This window comes from Burkholderia sp. FW306-1C-G01B (assembly GCF_058781685.1).
On the sequence record NZ_JBYSWZ010000006.1, the window covers coordinates 327,940 to 343,639 of the forward strand.

Genomic DNA, 15,700 nt, shown 5'->3' on the forward strand with positions numbered 1-15,700 from the left:
TTTTTTGGGGCGGGATGAAAAGTCCCGAAAGCCCCGCGGTACAGGCACGCGCCGCCCCGCACGGCCGCTGCTGCTTACAACCGGCCTGCAGCCCGATCGAATCGATGCGACACTCGCAGCCGGGCGACGCGACCACGACGCAATCGTCGGTCGGTACGGAGTGCGCGCCAGCACCCCGACATCGCGTCGCGCCCGGCACCTGCATCACCGGCCCGCCCGCTGCGTCGGACCGAATAAGGAGAACAGTCGATGTACTCGTGGTTTGAACGGCGCCTGCCGACTTTCCCGCTCGAAGATCCCGTCACGCCGCCGAAGGGATTCTTTTCGTTCGTCTGGGCGTGCACGAAAGGCGCACGCAGCTGGATTCTGCTGATCGCGCTGACGTCGGCCGCGCTGGCCGCGTACGAAGCCGCACTGTTCGCGATGATGGGGCGCGTGGTCGACTGGCTGTCGTCGGCGGCGACGCCGGGGGAGTTCGGCGGCCGCCACTTCGGCACGCTCGCCGGCTTCGCGGCGATCCTCGTCGGCAGCGCGCTGCTGATCGCGCTGCATACGATGGTCAAGCACCAGGTGCTTGCGATCAACTTCCCGATGCGGCTGCGCTGGCTGTTTCACCGGCTGATGCTCGACCAGAGCCTGTCGTTCTATGCGAACGAATTCGCCGGCCGCGTGACGACCAAGATCATGCAGACCGCGCTCGCCGTGCGCGATGCGCTGTTCATGTCGGTCGACGTCGTGATCGGCGTCGCTGCTTACCTGATCGGCATCCTCGCGCTTGCAGCGAGCTTCGACTGGCGGCTGATGATTCCGCTCGCGCTGTGGGCGCTCGGCTATGGCGCGGCATGCGCGTTTTTTGTGCCGCGACTCGGCGCCGTCGGCAGCCGGCAGGCCGACGCGCGCGCGCTGATGACGGGCCGCATCACCGACGCATATTCGAACATCACGACCGTGAAGCTGTTCTCGCATACGCGGCGCGAAGCCGACCACGCACGCCGTGCGATGGAAGCGTTCAAGGCGACCGGCGACGCGCAGATGCGGCTCGTCAGCGCGTTCGAGATCGTCAACCACCTGCTGTCGACGCTGCTGCTGGTCGGCTCGACCGGCCTCGCGCTGTATCTGTGGATGCATGGCGAAGCGAGCGCGGGCGTCGTCGCGGCCGTGATCGCGATGGCGCTGCGCCTGTCGAGCTATTCGCACTGGATCATGTGGGAGATGACCGAGCTGTTCGAGAACGTCGGCACGATCCAGGACGGCATCAACACGCTGACGAAGGTGCGCAGCGTGGTCGACGCGCCCGATGCGAAGCCGCTCGCGGTGCAGCGCGGCGGGATCGTGTTCGACAACGTGCAGTTCGCGCACGAGGACAACGACCGCGCGGTGTTCGACGGGCTGAACCTGACGATCCGGCCGGGCGAGCGGATCGGCCTGATCGGCCGCTCGGGCGCCGGCAAGTCGACGCTCGTGAACCTGCTGCTGCGCTTCTACGACGTGGGCGGCGGCACGATCCGGATCGACGGGCAGGACATCGCGCACGTCACGCAGGACAGCCTGCGCAGCGCGATCGGGATGGTCACGCAGGATACGTCGCTGCTGCACCGGACGATGCGCGAGAACCTGCTGTACGGTCGACCCGATGCAACCGAGCGCGAAATGCAGGACGCGGCCGTGCGCGCGGAAGCGTCCGAGTTCATCGACCGGCTGCGCGATCGCCACGGGCGCAGCGGCTACGACGTCGAGGTCGGCGAACGCGGCGTGAAGCTGTCGGGCGGCCAGCGGCAGCGTGTCGCGATCGCGCGCGTGATGCTCAAGGACGCGCCGATCCTGGTGCTCGACGAAGCGACCAGCGCGCTCGATTCCGAGGTCGAAGTCGCGATCCAGCGCAGCCTCGACACGCTGATGAGCGGCAAGACGGTGATCGCGATCGCGCACCGGCTGTCGACGATCGCGGCGATGGACCGGCTGATCGTGCTCGACGAAGGACGCATCGTCGAGGAAGGCACGCACCAGCAACTGCTGCAGGCGGGCGGCATCTATGCGGCGCTGTGGGCGCACCAGAGCGGCGGGTTCCTCGGCGAAACGGCGGAAGCGGAGGGGGCGGAGCAGTAGGCGCCGTGTCGAAACGCCAGGCGTCGTGCCCAATAGCGCAGACGCCTGAAACGGCGTGCCCCTGCCGCATCGGTTGCCAGCACAACCATACGGCGGCAACCGGAGCGTCGCGCCGCCTCATAACGATTCGACAATTTGTTGGTTCCCTCGACGATGCGCTGTCCGTATCGTTCACCGACTCGTCAGACACATCGACCAACGGGGGAATCCGACCATGAAACGAATCCGCTCATTCGCACTGCTCGCGCTGCCGGCCGCGCTCTGCGCCGCCGGCGCGCATGCGCAAAGCAGCGTCACGCTGTACGGCATCGCCGACGCGGGCATCGCATACGTGCACAACGCGCAGAACGCGAGCGGCGGCAACGCGTCGAGCCTCGTCAAGTTCAGCAGCGGCAACCTGTCGGGCAGCCGCTGGGGGCTGCGCGGCATCGAGGATCTCGGCAGCGGGCTGTCCGCGCTGTTCCAGCTCGAGAACGGCTTCAACATCGGCACCGGCGCGCTCGGCCAGGGCCAGCGCGAATTCGGCCGCAAGGCCGTCGTCGGCCTCGCGAGCAGCACGTACGGCACCGTGACGCTCGGCCGCCAGTACGATCCGGTCGTCGATCTCGTGCAGGGCCTCACGCAGGACAACTACTTCGGCGGCGTATTCGCGACGCCGGGCGATCTCGACAACTACGACAACAGCCTGCGCGTCAGCAACTCGGTGAAATACACGAGCCCGCTGATCTCGGGCTTCCAGTTCGCGGCGCTGTACGGCTTCGGCGGCGTCGCGGGCGCCACCGGCAACGGCCGCACGTACAGCTTCGGCGCGAGCTACGCGAACGGCCCGCTGTCGCTCGGCGCCGGCTTCTTCTACGCGAACGGCGGCTCGACGCCCGCCAACGGCGTGCGCACGTGGTCGAGCAGCTCGGACACGCTGTTCAATACCGTGATCAACCAGGGCTTTTCGAGCGCGAAGTCGATCCAGATCGTGCGCGTGGCCGGCCAGTACGTAGCCGGGCCGGCGACCTTCGGCCTCGCGTATTCGAACACGCAGTACGGCGCGGACACGCTGTCGGCGTTCAGCCAGAACGCGAAGTTCAACAACGGCTCGGCGTTCTTCAACTGGCAGTTCTCGCCGGCGCTGCGCGCGGGCGTCGGCTACAACTACACGTCGCTGACGGGCCCGGCTTCCGCGCACTACAACCAGGTCAACCTCGGCGCGGACTACGCGCTGTCGAAGCGCACCGACCTGTACGCGCTGTTCGGCTATCAGAAGGCGAGCGGCAACACGCTCAACGCGAGCGGTGCGACCGTGAAGGCCGCCGCGTCGGTCGGCTCGTACGGCGTGAACTCCGGCACCGATACGCAGGAACTCGCGATCGTCGGGATTCGCCACAAGTTCTGATCGCGACAGCCAGACAGGCGCGCACCATGGTGCGCGCCTGCGCCGTTTACGCTGTTCGCGCTTCCGTGCAAAACGTTCAGCTAAACTTAGTGTTTGAACCGGGCAACGCGGTTGCCGTACGTCGAAACGCAGGCCTAATGGCGCCGCATTCCGCCAGCCCCGCTCATGCCACCGAACCGATGCATGCCGCCGAACCCATGCCCGCCGCCGCCGAGGAACGGGCTACGGTGAAAGCCTGCGCCCATCGGCACGCCGAAGCGGCGATGATCCATCTGATTGAAGTGATCGAAGTGGTGGAAATGACGGAACCGATCGACGAAGACGAAGCTCACGCCCGCGCCGATGAAAAGCGGCGGCCCCCAATACCACGGGTCGGGATACGGATAGGCCGCCGCCGGGTACCACAGCACGCTGCCGTCGTCACTTTGCACGATCCGCCATGTGCCATCGCTTTGCAGGCACGCCCGCCCCACGATTTGCTGTTCCGTGCCGTCGATGTCCGCTTGCGCGACGACCGCGCGGCAGTTTGTGCCGTAGTCCGGTAATTCGTCGTCCATTTGCGCAAGGACGGGCGCGGAAAGGCCAAGACAGACGATGCCTATCCCGAATCGAAACATGTTGCACATGATCGGCTCCTGCATTGTTGCCCCGACCACTTGACCGCCGGCGTCACGGGCGGCGCCCGGCACGCTGGATTGCTTGCGCAAGATTCATCGCGCGGCGGTAACGGGCCACCGCTTCGTATCGGGTCTCCTGACGGCTAAACGAAGCAGCACGCCCGGTTATTCCAGGGGTCGGGATGCGAATGACGGAAGCGGGAGCCGTCGGCAATCGTTGCGGCGGTCACCGTCAAACCGGGCGTTTGACGACATGGTAGATAGCCGCTGCCGTAACCCCGAATACCAGATGGGCCACCAGCGTGATCGCGCCGCGAACCGGGATGAACCACGGGAAAATCGCCGTGAAGGCGTGCAGGTTGACGCCGTACAGGATGAACCCGAACGCGCCGCCGGCGAGAAGCGCGGCCCCGAGCGACATGTTCCGGACCACCTTCGCCAACACGGCTGCATAGGCAAGCGACAGAGCGGCATGCACGAGTGTCGCGACACCCATGACCATCGGATCGAAGCCGGCGGACGTGCCGAGCACGCCGCGCCCCATCACGATCGCTGCCGTCAGGCGCGCGTCGCGAAGCAGGTTCCGAACGGCGTCATCGCCGGCGATCGACCAGAGCAGCAGCTCGATGACGGTCGACCCGACAGCCGCGCCAAACGCTGCCCAGAGAATCGGGACCGGACTGGTTTGTTTCAATTGGCGCCCCCATCGCGACCGGCCGATGCATCGAAGCGGCGTGCGCGCCGTTCGCTCCGATTCCGATCGGGCAGCGTGTGCCCGCGATACCGAACCGGGCGGCCACGCAAAGTCAGGACGCCCCTTCGCAGTCCGTCCAGTACGCAAACGGATCGCGATGTTTGGGATAGTGTTCGTCAAGCCATTTCAGCAATGTCGCGCGGGCATTGTCCATATCGGCTTTCAACGACGAGGTCGTCAATTCGTGCACTTCGATGGACTTTTCCCGATCGATCACGAAGCAGTTCCAGTCGGGACCGTCGAGATCCGGATCGTCGGACGCCTTCGACGACTTTCCCCAGCCGAACCCCTTGCGTGCGTCGATGTAGTACCGCGGGTTCACTTTCAGATACGACATCTCGCCGCCCTGCAGGCTGCTCTCCGCGCGCAGCACATCGTGTCCGTCGACGATCTGCGTGACTTCCGGAAGCCGGCGCGAGCGCCATCCGGCAGGCAGCTTCGCGATGGCCTGAACGCTGTCATACGTCCCCCACTCGAGGCCCCACGCTTCGGCCATGCGCTTCATGAACGCGTCCGCGCCCGGATAGCCGCGCAACTGGATTCTGGTCGACAGCGTCACTTCAACCCGGCCGTCGGCGTCGATGGACACCTCGTCTCCCGCCGCTTCGAACGGATTGCCCGGACGTGACGCACTCTTCGCGTCCGCGGGCGCAAGGCCCGAGAACAACTGATCAAGCGCCGCACGCGCTTTCGACGACTTGTCTGGTCTGTTCATCGTGTACCTCCCGTGCATCCGAACGGCTGCACAATTTCTCGATTTGCGTTCATCTCTCCAACCTCATCGTTTCCGCGGTCGCGTTGTCGACGATCCCGCGGCCCATCTCCATGTATCCAGGCACGGGCCCCGAGCGCGCCGCCGAAGCAGGCCCCCTCGCCCCCACCACCTAACCCTGCTCCGCCAACGCCGCCCGCATCCGCTCCATCAACGCGAGCACCTCCGGCCGACTCTCCCCCTTCGCATGCACGAAGTGGTACGTGAGCAGCGAATCGACCTCGTGGCGGCTCACCCGAACGAGCGCGCTGCGCTTCAGATATGCGTCCGCGAGCGGCGTTCGCGCCAGCGCCACGCCGAGCCCTGCTTCGGCTGCCGCCAGCACCAGGTTGTAATCCTCGAAACGGCGATCCTGCGCCCGCGGCTTGAACGGAATGCCCAGCGACTCGAACCAGGTGCGCCATCCGGTCACGTCGGAATCGTGCAGCAGCGGCATCTCGAGCAGCGCGGCATCGCCGCGCCGGCGGCGCACCTTTGCCAGTTGCGCGGCGAGCCGCGGATGCGCGACCGGATAAAGCCGCTCCGGCATGAACGCGCGGGTTTCGAGCTGACGCCAGTTGCCGCGCCCATACCGGATCGACAGGTCCGCTTCGCCGCCGGCGATATCCACGTTGCGAAGCTCGATGCCGAGTTCGATCCGCAACGCGGGGGCCTCGCTCTCGAGCGCATGCTGCCGCTCGAACAGCCAGAGCTGCGCGAATGCCGGCACCACGCTCATCCTGACCAGTCGCGGCGTACGCGGCGAGCGCCACTGGTCGGCCGCGCTGTCGATGATCGCGAACGCCTGTTCGATCCGGCCGACGAAGCGCTGTCCGTCCGGCGTCAGGCGCACGCCACGCGCATGACGTTCGAACAGCGCCATGCCCAGCCAGTTTTCCACGGCGGCCACCCGCCGGCTGATCGCGCCGTGCGTCACGCCGGAAACGTCGGCGGCCGCCAGGAACGAACCCTGACGTGCCACCGTGCAGACGGTCTCCAGGCTGGCAAGCGGCGGCCGCGGGCCAGGCGCCGACGCTGCAACCGGCAGTGCATCCGCAACCTGACGCGCACGCGCCGGACTATCGGCTCGCCGCCGAACCGAGCTGTGAGCCATGGTCATATCCGGATGTTGATCTGTGCGCTAGCTTAACATCTCGCAACATCGCACCATTGCCGCATGAATACCCTTTCCTCACCGTCGTCGCGCGGCGCGCGACAACCGCTGGTCGCGGCAGGCGCGGTCGCTTTCACGATCGTGTCGTGGGCCTCCGCATTCCCGTTCATCCGGATCGGCCTGCACGGCCTGGCGCCCCTGCAACTCGCAGCGGCGCGCTTTGCCGCCGCCGCGTTGCTCGTGATCGCGTGGCTTGCGTGGCGGCAGCCTACGAGGCCCGCGAAACGCGACGCGTTGCGCTTCCTGGCCTGCGGTTTCCTCGGCATCGCGCTCTATAACGCACTGCTCAATACCGGCGAGCGAACCGTGTCGGCCGGCGCGGCGAGTTTCATCGTGAACACGCTGCCGATCTTCACGGCGCTGCTTGCCGCCGTGTTTCTCGGCGAACGATTCAATCTCCGCGGATGGCTCGGTTCGCTGGTCAGCCTGGCCGGCATTGCGGTGATCGCGCATGGGCAGCCGGGCGGGCTTGTCCTCGGCTCGGGGAGCACGCTGATTCTCGGCGCGGCCCTGTGTTCGGCCAGCTATTTCGTATTGCAGCGGCGGCTGATTCCCGTGTACGGCGCACTGCCCTGTGCCGCGTACACGCTGCTGGCCGGCGCGCTGCTGCTCACACCCTGGTTGCCCGGCGCGCTCCACTCGCTCGGCGGCGCGTCGCACGACACGACGCTGGCGGTATTGATCCTCGGCGTATTTCCCGCGGCACTCGGTTACGCGACCTGGACCTTCGCACTCGGCTACTTCGGTGCGGCGCGCGCCGCCAACTTCCTCTATCTTACGCCAGCGGTCGCGACAGCCCTGTCGACGGTGCTGACGGGCGAGCGGCCGGGCATCGAAACGCTATGCGGCGGCCTGCTGGCGATTGCAGGCGTGGTCTTCGTCGCATTGCGCGGACGTTCGTAGGATCGCGGTTGCACCGGATGGCAATGCCGGCCCGACGATCCGAAAGCGTGGTGGTCCAGGCGAGCCCCCGACATCTGCGAAGCCGGATGCATTGTCCGGGCAGTCGACCCGCGCCAATCCGTCGGCACTGCCGGGCATGACCGTTAGTTGCATATGAAAGGTATCGCGCTCGATGAAACTTTTCCATGAACCCGGATGCGCGATGGCGAGCGTCCAAACTGTGCAGACAAATCGACCGAACAGTTCCCGACTGACCGCGTATCAGTGTCCATGGCTTCACCCCTGCAACCGGCCGAATAATGGATGTGGCCGTAAGGCCATCGACAGCGAACCGCAGCCTGGCCAGCCACGTCGCGCGATTTCCCGGCATCCGGAACCTTCGAAATCCGGGCACCGAATCGGGCCGTGCCCGCCCCGTCACACGGTTCGCTGCAGCGCGCAAAATCGGCTTCGGATATATTCATACGAATTGCATGGCGCCGGGCGATAGCCCGCCCGCTCGCCCGGGCGGCCCGTCACACGGCCGGGCGCGATGCAAGTGAAGCCCATGATGGGTACGGAGACTCGTCCGATCGCCCCGGCCCGCAGCCGGCCGGTCGAGACGTCGAAGAAAGACATTCAATTCGGAGATGGCAGATGGAACGAAGCATTGTCGGCATGCGCTGCAAACCCCTGATCACCGTTGCACTGGCCGCCGCCGCATTCGCGGCCGCGTCGACCGCGATGGCCGATCAGGTCGTGAAGATCGGCAGCGTCGAACCGACCACGGGTGGCATCTCGCACCTCGGCAAGGACAACGAGAACGGCGCGCGCCTCGCGGTCGAGGAAATCAACGCGAAGGGGCTGACGATCGGCGGCAAGAAGGTCACGCTGCAACTCGACGCGCAGGATGACGCGGCCGACCCGCGCCAGGCGACGCAGGTCGCGCAAAAGCTCGTCGACGACAAGGTCGTCGCCGTCATCGGCCACCTGAACTCGGGCACGTCGATCCCGGCATCGAAGATCTACAGCGATGCCGGCATCGTGCAGATCTCGCCGTCGGCCACGAACCCGACCTACACGCAGCAAGGCTTCAAGACGACCTACCGCGTCGTCGCGACCGACGCGCAGCAGGGCCCGGCGCTCGCAAGCTACGCGCAGTCGAAGGGCGTGAAGAGCGTGGCGGTGATCGACGATTCGACCGCATACGGCCAGGGCCTCGCGAACGAGTTCGAGAAGAAGGCGAAGGCGCTCGGCCTGAAGGTGCTGTCGCACGATGCGACCAACGACAAGGCGGTCGACTTCCGCGCGATTCTCACGAAGATCAAGGGCGAGAACCCCGACGCGATCATGTACGGCGGCATGGACGCCACCGGCGGCCCGCTCGCGAAGCAGGCGAAGCAGCTCGGCCTGCGCGCGAAGATCCTGTCCGGCGACGGCGTGTGCACCGACTCGCTGGCCCAGTTGGCCGGCCCGGCAGCCGACAACGTGCTGTGCTCGCAGGCCGGCGCGGCGCTCGAGACGATGCCGGGCGGCGCGAAGTTCGTCGCGAAGTACGAAAAGCGCTTCAACCAGGGCATCAAGTTCGATGCGCCGTTCGCGTACGACGCGGTCTACATCGCCGTCGACGCGATGAAGCGCGCGAACTCGACGGACCCGGCGAAGATCCTCGCGGCGATGCCGGCGACGAAATACGACGGCGTGATCGGCACGACGACGTTCGACGCGAAGGGCGACCTGACGCACGGGATCATCTCGATCTACGGCTACAAGACCGGCAAGAAGACCTTCCTCGACCAGGTCAAGATGTAACCCGCCAGTGCGCCGGCACGACGGGAACGCCACCCGTCGGCGCCGGCGCCGCGCGGGCCGATTTCTGAAACACGGAGACGAAGCAACATGTGTGCAATGGCGTATACCGAATTTCAGCAGGAGTTGAGAAAAGCGCAGCTGACGTCGCGCGAGTTCGCGCGTCTGATCCGGATGAACGAAAGCTCGATCACGAACTATTCGAGCAAGGGCACGGTGCCCTCCCACCTCGCGGTCATCGCGAAGCTGATCGGCGCGCTGGCCGCGCACGAGATCGACTTCCGGCGCGTGATCCGGCAAATGCGGATCGAACCGAAACGGCCGCGCGGCGTCGGCACGTTTCCCGCGGCCGACAAGACGCATGCGCGGAAGGCCGCGAAAGCCGATTCCTGACTGACCCTTTCGCATGCGTCGATGGCGGCACTGAGATTGCCGCGCGACGCGCGACGCCGTCACACGGGCAATGCAGCACGCACCGCCCGATCGTCACCCCGCCGCACGAACGTGATCGAGCAGCGCCTGCAACGGATGACGCAACTGCGTCGACGACATGCGCTTCACCTGGCTGCGACATGAATACCCGGTCGCCAGCGCCTCTCCTTGGTCCCCCGGCGCATCGACGTGCGCGGCCCACGACTGCGAATAGATCGTCTTCGACGTCTGCAGGTTGCGCGCCTCGTGCCCATACGTACCGGACATCCCGCAGCACCCGGTCGCCTGAACCTGCAAACGCAGCCCGCGCCGCGCGAACACCTGCGCCCATTGCTTGCCGCTGTCGGGCGCATTGGTCTTCTCGGTACAGTGCGGCAGCAGCCGGTATGTACGGGACACGCCGTCCGCGCCGGCTTCCGGCAGCGCCTGCAGCAGCCATTCCTGCGGCAGCGCGACCTTCGGCACATCGGTGAGCCCCGTCACCTTCAGGTATTCCTGCCGATACGTGAGCGTCATCGCCGGATCGAGGCCGACCAGCGCGACGCCCGACCGCGCGAGCGCCGCAAGCTGCGCGGCATTGCGGATCGCCGCCTTCTCGAACGCCCGCAGAAAGCCCTGCACATGCAGCGCCTTGCCGTTCGGCGCGAGCGGCGCGAGCCACACCTGAAAACCCACGCGCGCCGCCAGCTCGATCAGCGTCGCAAGTTGCTCGGTATCGAAATAGCGCGTGAACGTGTCCTGCACGATGACGACGCTGCGCGCGCGCTGCACATCGCTCAGCGCCGCGAGCGCATGCGGGTCGGCCGGCTTCACGCGCCATTGCCGGATCACGGCCGCGAGATCGAAGCGGCTCAGCAGCGGGCTGTCGACCATGCCGACCTGCCGCTCCAGCAGCGTGCGCACCCACCCCGCGCGCATCAGCCCGTTGTACAGCGCGGGCGCCCGCGCCATCCACGGCATCGTGAATTCGAGCGAGCCGATCAGGTAGTCGCGCAGCGGCCGCCGATAACGACGGTGATACAGCTCGAGAAAGCGCGAACGGAACTCGGGCACGTTGACCTTGACCGGGCACTGTCCCGCGCACGACTTGCACGCGAGGCACCCGGCCATCGCGTCGTACACCTCGTGCGAGAAATCGGCCGCGCCGCTGCGCGCGGCGCGGCTGTTGCGCCAGCGGGCGGCAACGCCGCTCAGGAACGGCTGCCGCGCGCGCGCCGCCGCGACGACGTCGACACCGGCCTGTCCTTGCAGGCGCAACCATTCGCGCATCAGCGACGCGCGCCCCTTCGGCGAATGCACGCGCTCGCGCGTCGCCTTCCACGACGGGCACATCGCGTCGTCCGGATCGAAGTTGTAGCACGCGCCGTTGCCGTTGCAGTGCATCGCCGTGCCGTAGCTCTGCCACACGCGCTCGTCGATCTGCCGGTCGTGGTCGCCGCGCGTCGGTACTTCGTCGATCTTCAGCAGCCGCATCGCGTGGTCCGGCGGCGTCGCGATCTTGCCCGGGTTGAACTGGTTGTACGGATCGAACGCAGCCTTCAGTTGCTGCAGCGACGGATACAGCTCGCCGAAAAAGGCCGGCGCATATTCGGAGCGCACGCCCTTGCCGTGCTCGCCCCATAGCAGGCCGCCATGCCGCTGCGTGAGTTCGGCCACCGCATCCGACACGGGCCGCACCAGCGCGGCCTGCCGCGGATCCTTCATGTCGAGCGCCGGACGCACGTGCAGCACACCCGCGTCGACATGGCCGAACATTCCGTACTGCAGCCCGTGGCCGTCGAGCAGCGCACGGAATTCGGCGATATACGCGGCGAGGTTCTCGGGCGGCACCGCGGTGTCCTCGACAAACGGCTGCGGACGCGCCTCGCCCTGCACGTTGCCGAGCAGGCCGACCGCGCGCTTGCGCATCGCATATACGCGCTTCACCGCATCGTCGCCGGCCGCGAGCGTATGGCCGAGGCGCTCCACGCTCGTATCGGTGCGCAGGTGGTCGACGAACGCGCGCACGCGCGCATCGACGTCGTTCGCATCGTCGCCGCTGAATTCGATCAGGTTGATGCCGAGCGTCGGGCGCCGGTCGTCGTCCTGCGGAAAATACTCGGCCACGCTGCTCCACACGAAGTCCTTCATCGCGAGCATCAGCACCTTCGAGTCGACCGTCTCGATCGACAGCGGCTTGTGCCCGATCAGCGCGCGCGCATCGCGCAGCGCGTCCATGAAGCCCGCATAGCGCACGTTGACCAGCACCGAATACTTCGGAATCGGCAGCACGTTGAGCTTCGCCTCGACGACGAAACCGAGCGAGCCTTCGGCACCGCACAGCACGCTGTTCAGGTTGAAGCGGCCGTCGGGTTCGCGCAGGTGCGCGAGGTCATAGCCGGTCAGACAGCGATTGAGCTTCGGAAACTTCGCTTCGATCAGCGCCGCCTTGTCGTCGCTGATGCGCCGCGCGGTGCGGTAGACCTTGCCGACGCGATCCTGCCGCGCACAGCGGCGCTCCAGTTCGTCGTCCGCAAGCGCGCCGCTGTGCAGGTGCTCGCCGCCCATCAGCACGAAGTCCAGTTCGAGCACGTGATCGCGCGTCTTGCCGTACGTACAGCTGCCCTGCCCGCTCGCGTCGGTGTTGATCATCCCGCCGACGGTGGCGCGGTTCGACGTCGACAGCTCCGGCGCGAAAAACAGCCCGTGCGGCTTCAGCGCGGCATTGAGCTGATCCTTGACGACGCCCGCCTGCACGCGCACCCAGCGCTGCTCGACGTCGATTTCCAGGATCCGGTTCATGTTGCGCGACAGGTCGACAACCACGCCGTCGGTCAGCGACTGCCCGTTGGTGCCCGTGCCGCCGCCGCGCGCGGCCACCGCGACATCGCGATGCGCGGGTTCCGCGAGCAGCCGGGCCACCAGCCGGACGTCGTCGGCATGCGCGGGACAGATCACCGCTTGCGGCAGGCGCTGGTAGATCGAGTTGTCGGTGGCCTGCACCGTTCGGTTCGCGTGGTCCGCGCGGATTTCCCCGGCGAACCCGGCGGCCTGCAGCGCGGCGAGAAAGTCACGGTACGCGTTCGCGGGCGGGCTGGCGGGACGGGGCAACGGGGCGATCGACATGGGGTAAAGGCGCAAGGTGGGTGAACCGGTGTGCTCGCGTGCTTCGAAACATGAGTTTTGAGCAAGTTTCCACGCAACCGGGAATTGCAGTATCTTGGCAAATTCCGCGAGAAACAAACGAATTCTCGCCCGGCGAATATTGCATAAAACTCATGAATTACCGTCGCCTCACCCCGTCGATGTCGCTGCTGCTCGTGTTCGAGGCAGCCGCGCGGCACGAAAGCTACACGCGCGCAGCCGAGGAACTGTCGCTGAGCCAGAGCGCGATCAGCCGGCAGGTCCAGACGCTCGAGGATCAGCTCGGCGTGCCGCTGTTCCGGCGCGAAGGCCGCTCCGTGAAGTTGACCGAAGTCGGGCGCCGCTACTTCGTCGAGCTGAGCGGCGCACTGGGGCGCATCCGCGGCGCGACGCTGCAGGCCATGTCCCACCAGGCAGGCGCCGGCACGCTGCGGCTCGCGACCTTGCCGACGTTCGGCTCGAAATGGCTGCTGCCGCACCTGCACGACTTCTACGCCGCGCATCCGGGCGTGACCGTGCATCTTCATTCGCGGATCGGCGCGATCGATTTCCTCAATGATGACCTCGACGCGGCCATCACCGTCGGCGCGGACGACTGGCCCGGCCTGCACGCGCATCGGCTGTACAACGAGTTCCTGATCGCGATCGCGAGCCCCGACGTGGGCAGTCGCCGCAAGGCCGAAGCACGCTCGCCGGCCTGGGCCGCGAAACAGACGCTGCTGGGCGTGACGAGCAACCAGCAGGCGTGGGCCGAGTGGTTCTCGCACTATCGGCTCGACCATCGCCAGATGCGCATCGGCCCGAGCTTCGAGCTGACGTCGCACCTGATCCAGGCCGTGCGGGCCGGGATGGGGATCGGGCTGGTGCCGAAGGTGCTGGTAGAAGACGAGTTGAGCCGCGACGAGCTCGTGTCGATCGGCGACGCGATTACGAGCCAGCGCGGCTATTACCTCGTCTACCCGCCGGGAAACGAGACGCTGCCGTCACTCGTCGCGTTCCGCGAATGGTTGCTGAAATCGTGCTGAAATGCCGCCGGCAACGTGCCGGTCACGCGCGCCATTCGCCGAGGATCTGCTCGGCGAGGTAGTCGCACGGCGGGCGCGCGGACTGCGCGCTGCGTGCGAGTACGACCTCGAGTTCGCCCAGCGGCGGCAGCCCGTGACTCTCCGTAAGCTGGACGAGGTGTTCCGGAATGCAGCAGCGCGCCAGCGGCGCGACGGCGAGCCCGGCCTCGACCATGCTGAGCAGCCCGAGGTAGCTCGGGCTTTCGTATGACATCCGGAACGGGATGCGCTGCCGGTTCAGCGCCTTGATCGCGTGATCGCGCGCCATGCTGCCGCCGTGCGTGAAAAACGCCACCGGCAGCGGCCGCTCTTCCCATACGTTCCGCTTCGGCGATCCGGTCCAGACGATCGGCTCCATCCGGATCAGCTCGCCGGTCACGCCCTTGATCCGCGTGAGACACGCGAGGTCGACCGTATTGTCCTTCAGCATCGGCACGAGCGCGCTGCTCGGCTGGCCGATCACGCGCACTTCCACGCGCGGATGCATCGCCGCGAATTTGCCGAGCACCTGCGGCAGCAGCGACGAAATGTAGTCGTCGGGCACGCCGATCGTCACGCGGCCGCGGATCTCCGGGCGCACGACCGATGCCCACGCCTCGTCGCGCATCGCCAGCATCCGGCGCCCGTATTCGGCGAGCGTCCTGCCGTCGTCGGTGGCCGTCACGTTGCGCGTGTCGCGGATGAAAAGCGGCTTGCCGAGCGCGTCTTCCAGCGCCTTGATCTGCATGCTCACCGCCGATGGCGACCGATGCACGGCCTGCGCGCCGTGCGCGAACGATCCGGATTCCGCGACGGCCACCACCATCGCCAGCACATCGAGGTCGAGCTTCTTCATTTCATTCAGATAATCTGATCAATCGATTCAGTTTATCCCGTTTTACTGTTCACCTCCACGGTCGGACAATGAATCCCGTCAGCACTCGTTGCAGGAAGCGGAAAACATGCATACGTCCGGATCGCTCTACGGCTTTCTCGTCATCGGCGGCATGCTCGCGGTCACGCCGGGGCCGAACATGGTCTACGTGATGTCGCGCTCGATCGCGCAAGGGCGCGCGGCCGGGCTCATTTCGCTGGCCGGCGTGATGATCGGTTACCTGTTCTACATGTTCGGCGCGGCGTTCGGCATCACGACGCTGTTCATGAGCGTGCCCTATGCGGGCAGCGTGCTCGGTGCGGTCGGTGCGGCCTACCTGCTGTACCTCGCATGGCAGGCGGTCAGGCCCGGCGGGCGTTCGCCGTTCGAGGTGCGGGCGCTGCCGAACGAGCAGCCGCTGCGGCTGCTGGCGATGGGCGCGACGACCAGCGTGCTGAATCCGAAGCTCGCGATGCTGTTCGTGTCGCTGCTGCCGCAGTTCATCGACTACCGGCAAGGCAGCGTGTTCGGCCAGTCGCTGTTTCTCGGTTCACTGCTGATCGCCGCGTTCGCGTCGGCAAACGGGCTGGTGGCGATCTGTTCGAGCAGCATCGCGAAATTCCTGCACGGGCGCCCGGCGCTGCTGCTCGCACAGCGCTGGGCAATGGGTCTTATCCTCGGCAGCCTCGGCGTGCAGATGGTTGTCGATGCATCGAAGATGGCTGGCGTGGCGTGAGTGCCGCGCTGG

13 protein-coding genes are annotated in these 15,700 nt (G+C 66.6%); 7 read left to right on the top strand and 6 right to left on the bottom strand.

Features of this window, described 5'->3' with window-relative positions; translation table 11 throughout:
- The first annotated feature begins 249 nt into the window (after nt 1–249).
- Complete coding sequence (locus tag AC3WLY_RS14865) at nt 250–2,106, top strand: ABC transporter ATP-binding protein (RefSeq protein ID WP_492308658.1); 1,857 nt, start codon at nt 250–252, stop codon at nt 2,104–2,106.
- A 214-nt stretch (nt 2,107–2,320) separates the two neighbouring features.
- Nucleotides 2,321–3,493 (top strand): porin, encoded by a 1,173-nt coding sequence (locus AC3WLY_RS14870; protein ID WP_492308657.1) that lies wholly within the window; start codon nt 2,321–2,323, stop codon nt 3,491–3,493.
- Between the two features lie 134 nt (nt 3,494–3,627).
- Here the strand turns inward: AC3WLY_RS14870 and AC3WLY_RS14875 are convergent, their stop codons facing one another.
- From AC3WLY_RS14875 to AC3WLY_RS14890, 4 genes are all read right to left on the bottom strand, one after another.
- Nucleotides 3,628–4,119, bottom strand: a complete 492-nt coding sequence (locus AC3WLY_RS14875) for a hypothetical protein (RefSeq protein WP_492308728.1) — start codon at nt 4,117–4,119, stop codon at nt 3,628–3,630.
- A gap of 223 nt (nt 4,120–4,342) precedes the next feature.
- Nucleotides 4,343–4,804: a sodium:proline symporter gene (locus AC3WLY_RS14880; RefSeq protein WP_175963932.1), complete on the bottom strand. Its 462-nt coding sequence runs from the start codon at nt 4,802–4,804 to the stop codon at nt 4,343–4,345.
- A gap of 112 nt (nt 4,805–4,916) precedes the next feature.
- Nucleotides 4,917–5,579 carry a nitroreductase gene (locus AC3WLY_RS14885; RefSeq protein ID WP_175963933.1) on the bottom strand — a complete coding sequence of 221 codons (663 nt, stop codon included), beginning with the start codon at nt 5,577–5,579 and terminating at the stop codon, nt 4,917–4,919.
- A gap of 169 nt (nt 5,580–5,748) precedes the next feature.
- Entirely contained in the window at nt 5,749–6,735 is a 987-nt protein-coding gene (locus AC3WLY_RS14890) for a LysR substrate-binding domain-containing protein (protein WP_492308656.1), read from the bottom strand.
- Between the two features lie 57 nt (nt 6,736–6,792).
- Between AC3WLY_RS14890 and AC3WLY_RS14895 the strand changes: the two genes are divergently transcribed.
- From AC3WLY_RS14895 to AC3WLY_RS14905, 3 genes are all read left to right on the top strand, one after another.
- The gene (locus AC3WLY_RS14895; RefSeq protein ID WP_175963935.1) at nt 6,793–7,692 is read left to right on the top strand and encodes a DMT family transporter; all 900 of its coding nucleotides are present in this window, start codon (nt 6,793–6,795) and stop codon (nt 7,690–7,692) included.
- A 636-nt stretch (nt 7,693–8,328) separates the two neighbouring features.
- Entirely contained in the window at nt 8,329–9,483 is a 1,155-nt protein-coding gene (locus tag AC3WLY_RS14900; RefSeq protein WP_175963936.1) for a branched-chain amino acid ABC transporter substrate-binding protein, read from the top strand.
- 87 nt (nt 9,484–9,570) lie between these two features.
- Entirely contained in the window at nt 9,571–9,873 is a 303-nt protein-coding gene (locus tag AC3WLY_RS14905) for an XRE family transcriptional regulator (protein ID WP_175963937.1), read from the top strand.
- 93 nt (nt 9,874–9,966) lie between these two features.
- Here the strand turns inward: AC3WLY_RS14905 and ydiJ are convergent, their stop codons facing one another.
- Nucleotides 9,967–13,017: a D-2-hydroxyglutarate dehydrogenase YdiJ gene (gene ydiJ / locus AC3WLY_RS14910; protein WP_175963938.1), complete on the bottom strand. Its 3,051-nt coding sequence runs from the start codon at nt 13,015–13,017 to the stop codon at nt 9,967–9,969.
- A gap of 152 nt (nt 13,018–13,169) precedes the next feature.
- Between ydiJ and AC3WLY_RS14915 the strand changes: the two genes are divergently transcribed.
- Nucleotides 13,170–14,060, top strand: coding sequence for a LysR substrate-binding domain-containing protein (locus AC3WLY_RS14915; protein WP_492308655.1), 891 nt, complete (start codon nt 13,170–13,172; stop codon nt 14,058–14,060).
- Between the two features lie 22 nt (nt 14,061–14,082).
- Here the strand turns inward: AC3WLY_RS14915 and AC3WLY_RS14920 are convergent, their stop codons facing one another.
- On the bottom strand, nt 14,083–14,934 hold the full coding sequence (locus tag AC3WLY_RS14920; RefSeq protein ID WP_175963940.1) for a LysR substrate-binding domain-containing protein: 852 nt from the start codon (nt 14,932–14,934) through the stop codon (nt 14,083–14,085).
- Nucleotides 14,935–15,040: 106 nt separating this feature from the next.
- Here AC3WLY_RS14920 and AC3WLY_RS14925 point away from each other — a divergent pair, with 106 nt between their 5' ends.
- A complete protein-coding gene (locus tag AC3WLY_RS14925; protein ID WP_310135972.1) occupies nt 15,041–15,688 on the top strand; it encodes a LysE family translocator in 648 nt (215 codons plus the stop codon).
- Nucleotides 15,689–15,700: the final 12 nt, after the last annotated feature.